At 64.3% G+C, this 3981-nt stretch carries 3 protein-coding genes; all 3 read left to right on the forward strand.

The features are described from left to right. The first annotated feature begins 11 nt into the window (after positions 1 to 11). Complete coding sequence (locus VNW74_RS17185; protein ID WP_414686707.1) at positions 12 to 1463, forward strand: serine hydrolase domain-containing protein; 1452 nt, start codon at positions 12 to 14, stop codon at positions 1461 to 1463. A gap of 53 nt (positions 1464 to 1516) precedes the next feature. Then, complete coding sequence (locus tag VNW74_RS17190; protein ID WP_325678908.1) at positions 1517 to 2692, forward strand: NlpC/P60 family protein; 1176 nt, start codon at positions 1517 to 1519, stop codon at positions 2690 to 2692. 285 nt (positions 2693 to 2977) lie between these two features. Continuing rightward, a complete protein-coding gene (locus tag VNW74_RS17195; RefSeq protein ID WP_325678910.1) occupies positions 2978 to 3649 on the forward strand; it encodes a C39 family peptidase in 672 nt (223 codons plus the stop codon). Positions 3650 to 3981 lie beyond the last annotated feature (332 nt).

Raw genomic sequence — 3981 nt, forward strand, 5'->3', positions numbered from 1 at the left:
TGAGGGACCGCGTGCAGGCAACGCCGGCGGCAGTTACGGTTCCCGCGCCGACGCCGACGCGACATTCGGCGCCTGCGCCTGCGCCTGCGTCGCCGGCGCCCGATGCGGCTCCGGCACCGGACTTCGCAACGGTCTCCAAGCTGATGAACGATGCGATTGCGGCAGGAACGGCGCCAGGTGGCGTGGTGCTGATCGGGCATAGTGGCAAGGTCGTCTTCCATCAGGCTTATGGCTCACGCAAGCGTGCCGGCGAACCGGGGCTAGATGGATCGCCCGCACCCGCAGAGCAGATGACCGAAGACACGATCTTCGACATAGCGTCGTTGACGAAGTGCCTCGCCACGGCGACTGCCGTCATGCAGCTTTACGAACACGGCAAGGTTCAGTTCGACGATCCTGTGCAGAAGTACTTGCCAGACTTCAACGCTGGGAACGACCCACAGCGTGCAAAGGTGACGGTTCGCATGTTGCTGACGCACACTTCAGGCGAACCGGAGGACGTGCGGCTCGACGATCCGTGGGGACTGGACGGAGCCGATAAATCAGAAGGCATCCGCCGTGCCCTCACCACGCCGCTGGAGTCGCCTCCCGGTGAGTTTTTCAACTACGCCGACATCAACTTCATTCTGCTTGGCGCGCTGATCGAGAAACTCACCGGCGAGCCAGAAGACGTTTACGTTCACCAAAACGTATTTGGGCCGCTTGGCATGGAAGAAACCCGCTACCTTCCCCCGGCCAGAGCATGTGGTCCCCATGTGATGCGAGGCTCTGCGATTGCCTGGGCGCCTGCGCCAATAGGGGGCATGCCGGGCGTTTGCCCTGCGGGTACGTGGAGCACGAGTCTGTTGTCGCGCACCGCACCGACGACACATGACGACGAAAGCAAGAACGATCCGGGCAAGAATCCCGATTTTGATTCCCTGCTTCGGGGCGTTGTGTTTGACCCGACGACGCGCCGCATGGGGGGAGTAGCCGGGCATGCCGGTGTGTTCTCGACGGCGCACGACGTCAGCATCTATGCGCAGGCCCTGCTTGATCGGCTCGCGGGCCGCCCGAGCAAGTTCCCACTGACGCAAGCGACGCTGGAGTTGATGACAACTCCGGAGCAGCCCGGACATACCGCTCAACAAGTCGGGGCAGCCAACAACGCCGCCCAAGAAGCCATCGCGAAGACACCAAACACATATGATCCGCTGCTCGCTCCGCACTATCCGGCGATCAGGGGACAAAACCTGCGTGGCTTCGGCTGGGATATTGATACCGCCTATTCCGGCACGCGAGGCATGATCTTTCCCATCGGCAGCTTCGGCCACACAGGCTTTACCGGAACCTCGCTGTGGATGGACCCGGGCTCGGATACGTACGTCATTCTGTTCACGAGCGCGATCGACCCGCGAGACGATCCACCGATCGCGTATCTGCGAGGTGATGTGGCTACGGCGGCAGCCCGGGCCCTGCGCTGAGCAGTGCGTCATCGTTCACGAAATCGCGCCGCACTCGACATAGGATATGGCGCGTGGTCGGTGACCGGGCGCCGAAATCGCCGCAGGGGCAACGGTCCAGCGGGCTCAACCGGGTTGGAGCCTTGGTGGGCATCGTCGGCGGTGTCGCGATTGTCGCGGCGGCGATCTTCTTTTCTGGCTGGACTCAGGGCATCCGGCCGGGCGGCTACGACCACGCCGGCCCCGCGATGATGGGGCCCGGCGGCACGATGGGCCCGGGTCGGAAGATGGGACCCGGTCAGCCGCCACCCAGCGCCTTTGTCGCCGTTTCGGTGGCCACGGTGTGGACCACGCCGCGGAGCCCGCGTCCGGTCGATCATGCCGCCCTGACGAATCCGGTCGATATTCGTGGCTGGCTGTCGGGCATGACGCCGGCCCAGCAGGAAGGGCTCACCTCGGACAATCTCGACCAAACGCAGGCCCTCTTTGGCGACCGGGTCTTTGTGGTGGGGGAGCGGGGCGACTGGGACGAGGTGCGGGTCCCCGGCCAGCCCACCCCGAAGGACGCGCTGGGTTATCCCGGCTGGATTCCCAAGGCCCAGTTGACGACCGACGCACACTACGGCGCACTGCAGGAACACGCTCCCGTCGCGCTGGCCGATCGCGGCATCACCACCTGGCTCTACCGCGAATCCGGACTGTCCGGTCAGGACCTCGAGATCAGTACCAACACCAGGCTTCCCGTGCTGAGCCGCACCGATAAGGCCGTGCAGGTGGCCACCCCCGACCGCGGCCCGAAGTGGCTGGATGCTCGAACGGTGGCGGTCTATGAAAAGTCCACGGACATACCGCATCCCACCGGAGCCGAGCTGGTCGGGTACGCCGCGGTGTTCGTGAACGTCCCCTACCTGTGGGGCGGTCGTGGCGGGTTCGGGTTCGACTGCTCGGGGTTCACCTCCACCATCTACCAGGTGTACGGCATCACCCTGGCGCGCGACGCCGGCCCGCAAGCCGCCGACAGCCGGGGCCGCCCCGTCGACACATCCGCGTTGCAACCCGGCGATCTGCTCTTCTACGCGCACGGCAGCAGGGACCCCGACAATCCCGACGCGATCTACCACGTGGCCATGTATTCCGGGAACGGCGCCATGATCGAGGCATTCGACAAGACGACACCCGTGCGCACCACCCCGGTTCGACTCGACGCCGACTACTGGGGCGCGCGCCGCTACCTCGACCAACCGCGGTGATACACCTAACCGCTAAAACATCTCTACATTTTCGATGCTGACGAACATGCCGGGCTGTGGAACGCTGGTTTCGGTTGGGAAGCCAGCGCGGCGTACCCCGCCACCGACTGGGGGCGGCGCTGTGCTGGTGTGGCTTGTCAGTCGGTGACCCAATAAAGATTCCGAAACGTTCGCGTGGCGGTACCGCCTTTTCGCCACATCTCGATCAAAGATGCCCCATAGGGCCATTCCAGAGCCTTTTTATATGCGAAATGCGCCGCCGCGGCGTCTCGGGGAAAGGCGCCCATGACGAGCACCTTGAGGGCCGAGGTCGCAGCCGCCACGCGAATCGTCGGGATCGTGGCTCTATTGTGCGCAGTTGGCGCTCCGTCGTTGGTCGCATCGGCTGCAGTCCACGCCGCCCCAGGCACTCCCGTCCCAAATGCGAGGCACGAGCTCGGCATGTACGGCGACCCCGCCGCGGCCGCGCCCTACTGGCGCCAGCAACACTCTTCCGACTGCGGGGAGATGGCGGTGGCTGATGTGGTCGGCCAGATCACCGGCCACGAGCCCACCGAGCAACAGATCACCGACTTGGCCAAGAGCACGCCGAGCACGGCAGGTGCCGGATCGATCTGGAACGTCCCCGCCGACACCGATATCCGAGACCTGCCGGTGCTGCTCGCGCGCTACGGGATCGAGGCCGACAATATCCAGACCAGCATCAGCGCGCTGGAGCAAGATCTGGCCGAAAAGCGCAGGGTCATCGTCATACTCAACGCCGAAACCCTCTGGAACCGGCCTGGCAAACGCAACGCCGCGAACCACTTCGTCGTTGTCACCGGCATGGAGCCCAGAGCCGGTGTGGTGCACCTCAACGACAGCGGCGTCACGAACGGCCGCGATGAGCAGGTTCCTATCGCCACCTTCGAGCAGGCCTGGGCCCCTAATCGCAACTCGGCAATTGTGACGAAGTGAAGGTCAGCTTCAGTAGGTGTCGACCTTCTCGACGCTGACGAGACTGCTTGGCCGTTTGCCACCTCAAGCTGTGTTGGTTGCTGCACAAACCGTCGGCCACGCGGTTGGTTGTGATGCTTGGCGCAAGATGCCCCAAGCTTTGCTGCGGACCAACTGCGGACTGATACCCACCCGAATACCGGTCATACGCGCTCGGCCGTCATGTCCATCTCGATCCAGCCCTGGCACGGGCCGCTCAAGATGTCGGTGTGCATGACGCCGGCAAGTGTTCCGTTGGCTTGGGGCGTGTAGCGAACATTGGATCGGGCCGGAGCCCATTGGATGGTGGTGTC

The sequence above is a fragment of the Mycobacterium sp. genome (genome assembly GCF_035570115.1).
Classification (GTDB): Bacteria; Actinomycetota; Actinomycetes; order Mycobacteriales; family Mycobacteriaceae; genus Mycobacterium.